Annotated in this window: 2 protein-coding genes and 1 pseudogene; all 3 read right to left on the reverse strand. The window is 62.0% G+C overall.

The window, feature by feature from the left end; translation table 11 throughout:
- Positions 1-20 precede the first annotated feature (20 nt).
- Entirely contained in the window at positions 21-1,742 is a 1,722-nt protein-coding gene (locus AC1D0Z_RS17970) for a TniQ family protein (RefSeq protein ID WP_477659562.1), read from the reverse strand.
- A complete protein-coding gene (locus tag AC1D0Z_RS17975) occupies positions 1,729-2,736 on the reverse strand; it encodes an AAA family ATPase (RefSeq protein WP_477659563.1) in 1,008 nt (335 codons plus the stop codon). The genes AC1D0Z_RS17970 and AC1D0Z_RS17975 overlap by 14 nt, the downstream gene beginning before the upstream one ends.
- A pseudogene (locus AC1D0Z_RS17980) lies at positions 2,733-3,444 on the reverse strand (hypothetical protein); the annotation flags it as partial. The pseudogene AC1D0Z_RS17980 and the gene AC1D0Z_RS17975, both read right to left, overlap by 4 nt.

Raw genomic sequence — 3,444 nt, forward strand, 5'->3', positions numbered from 1 at the left:
TTCCAGCGGCCCTCAGTGAGCTAGCGGGCCTGGTTTGCGCCGCGCATGGCGCGCGACCCACCGTACATGGTCTGGTGCTGGCGTACCGCACTCCTAAGGCCATCGATCGCAGCACGCGGCGTGAGGCCATGCGCTTCCATTGGTCGTTCCACTAGCCGTGCGATGAAAAGCTTACCGTAGCGCTGAAACACCACATAGCTGAGCGGTTCCTGCACACCAAACAGCCGACAGCGTTTCAGCAGTAGGCCCGATTGCGGCGAGGGCAGCCGTAGTCGGCCGCTTTTCCACTCATTGCGGCGGGTTTTGATGAGGCCCACCTGCTCCAGCTTGGCAAGGAAGTCCCGTGCTGGTGGGGACTTTGCCTTATCGCCGTCTTGACGCCGGGGTGCTTGGCGGTTGTGCACCGGCAGATAAGTGCACAAGCGCGCCCGTTTGCCTATCCGGCACCGCCCGTCCGGCGCCATGGTGGCGCACCAGCGGTATTTGCCGGCCATCACTGAGGGGTGCCACCCCCAAGAGACCGACTGCTGCGCTACCATGCCCAGCATCTGTTCATGCGCTTCCATCCACAGGGAAGACAGTGCCAGCCCGGCCGCATGCATCTCCAGCCAGGCATGGGCGCCCGCTCCGACCGCGGCCTGCGTGGCGTGGGCGGGCATGCCCGGCAGCCTGGTCCCCAGCTTGTAGAACTTGCGTGCGACTGCCGAGCGGATCCGGCGCAGGTCATGGCTGCCCAAGATGGCTGCCAGCCAGATCAGGTAGGTAAACGCCGGCCGGGCCTCAGGGTGATGCTGCAACAGCGACAGAATCCGGTCACTATCGCTGGACATGCAGAGGCGGTTGATCCAGGACTGCCCTTTGAGCACATGCCGGCGCAGATGCCGGTCAAACGATTTCACTACCCCGCGGCGCAGCGACACCAGATCGTCTTTGGGGTGACTTGTCCGCCCCACCTGGCTCCACGCCACGGGAAAGGGGCCCCCCTGCGCCTCGAACTCAGCCATCAGAGTTTGCACTGGCTCGGGTGGCGTGAACGCGGGAGGCAACTGGAGCCCGGTCAACTGGCTCCACTGGTGTGCCGACCATTCCAGGCGCCCTTCCCCCTGAACGGTTTCCCAGTTGTCCCTGACACTCATCATGACTAAGCGGTCGGAGGTCTGTTCCAGCCACATGGCCAGCTCGTCAAAAGCCCGGGTCGCTTCAGCAGGCAACGATGGCCGACGCGCGGTTTCCCGCGTGAAAAACCCGAGTTTGCCGCAATCACATTGGCCGGGCATCTGGTAGAGCTCATACCGGTTGCAGGCGCTGATCCCCAGGCCGCACGTACAGGTGTCTTCTATCTCACAGTTGTGGATGGGGCAGTGCGTCATCGCCTTGAGAGACATCAGTGTGCTGTGATAGCCCTGCCCCAGGCAATGCCGGCAGAAGCGTACGGAGGCGGTGTGAAACAGCTGGTAAGTCCAGGGAGCCAAGGTTTCCAGCGTAGCCAGTCGAAAGCGGGAGGCCGGCTCGCCCAAGGCCCGGGCCAGCTTGCCCAGATCGATCATGCTGTCGTTGGTGATCAGGCTGTTCTGTTTGGCCGAATAACCCAGGCGCCGCTTCATATAGGGCTGAAGAGTATGGGCCGTCAGACCGTTCAGCTGGACCACCCGGTGCATGGTGTGCCACAGCGAGGCATAGGGCAAAACTGACCCGGCATGCCAGGTCAGCTCGGGCAGCTTGAAGTTTTCAGTGGAGGGCATCGCCACTTTTCGCAGTCTTGTCCCGAAGGAAAACTAGACTCATCAAGCGGGTGTGACCCGTTTTTGCAACCGCCTGGTGCCAGGCATCGAAGCTCACGCATCGCTCCCAATCCGACCCAGCCGCAGCAACCTTAAGCAGGACATGCCGCCCAGCCCCGGTGATGCTTTTCATGGGAAACTCTTTGCTGCCACCGTACTTATCGGGCAACAGCGTCTCCAGAGCTGCCCACAACTGGTGGGCGTAGTTCTGCATCCGGAAACCTTCGGCAAAGGCACGCGGTGCCAGGCCAGCCGTGTAGCTGAGGCCCGAACCTTCAGGCCACTCGCTGTCCTTGTCGTAGCCCCGCAAAATAAACTCGAGCTCACCGGCGCTTCGCATCCCGCGAAACGGCCATTCATGGAGCATAAAGCGCGCCGAGACATGAGCGCTTCCCGTCATGGCCAGGGTGCGCGGGACCTCGTTGAACTGATACGACGCCACAGAAATGATGCACATCTGGACCCTTTCAAGTTTCAGGGTCGCGTGGAGCTGAACCAGCCAACGCCACTCGCGCTCACTCATGCTGTGGGCTTCATCGATCACCAGGATGAGGTGGCGATCGGACGACATGCAGGCAATTTGAATGAGGCGCTCCACCAGATTGTGCAGAACCGTGTGGCCGCGGCAGTGGCCCAACGGGGCCTGTCCGGCTGCAGCCAGCAGCCGGCCATGGAGCATTCCGGACGACGAAGAGCTGGCGTCTTGGTGCGACCAGATCACCAGCGGAACCGGTCCGCCCATTCGCTCGGCGAGGAGCGTTCGCAGCCAGTAGGTAAGCGCATAGGTCTTACCAAACCGCGAGGGACCATAGATGGTGGCGCCATCGACCCGGTTGTCCAACCATAGGCATATGGCATCAGCCATCTCCTCGATAGCCGGGGTAAAAAGACCGTAGTCCTGAAGCACTACGGGATGCTGAGGGTCGATGTCGTCAGGCACCAGGGCGGGAATCATGACGAGCTCCGGTTAGCCGCCTTGCGGCGCTCGGGCAGGCGAACCGGTGCGTCCTGGCGCAAATCGCTGGCATCGCCTTGAATCGAGCCAGTGGCCGGGACGTGGCCCTGCAAAGTGAAAGCCTCATTGGCGGAATGCGCGCTAGCCGGAAATGTGCCACGCCGGGCGCGCTCCACCATGGTTTCTCCCACAAGCCTCTCTGCGGTCCCCTGCACAATCCTGCGTGCTTCCAAATAGGCTGGGTGGGCGGCTAGTTTTCGGTCGGGACTGTTCTCCGCATGGTCGATCAACAGCTCGACGGGGCAGGCGTGCCTGCTGAAATGGATCAGCTTGCGATTGGACAAGGACCGGATGGCAGAGCGCACATAAAGGCTGTGGGGACTGTGGTTCCAGGGTGGCAGGGCCTGCAGGAAGCCGAGGTCTTCCCCGTTTTCGGTGGCGACCGATACAAGCCTCGCATCATCCTCATCCTCCTGAGAGACCCACACCCGTTTTCCGGCCAGTTCCAGCCGCGACCGGAGCCATTCAGCCGAATACTGGGCCCCGAAAAAATTCACATGGGCGCCCGTGAGGCCGCCGGAATGGGTGACTACCGGGCACAGCTTGCGGCGGCAAAGAAGGCGCCTCACGGCGACAGGATCCGCCTGCCGGATAAAGGTGTCGGGTTTGGAAGCCAAAAACAGCATCTGGGACAATGCACTCCGGTAG

The organism is Polaromonas sp. P1_E3, assembly GCF_056405935.1.

What these genes read in the sequence shown, in the direction of transcription:
- AC1D0Z_RS17975 (WP_477659563.1), bottom strand. Translation starts at nt 2,736, where the DNA reads ATGATTCCCGCCCTGGTGCCTGACGACATCGACCCTCAGCATCCCGTA.
- AC1D0Z_RS17970 (WP_477659562.1), bottom strand. Translation starts at nt 1,742, where the DNA reads ATGCCCTCCACTGAAAACTTCAAGCTGCCCGAGCTGACCTGGCATGCC.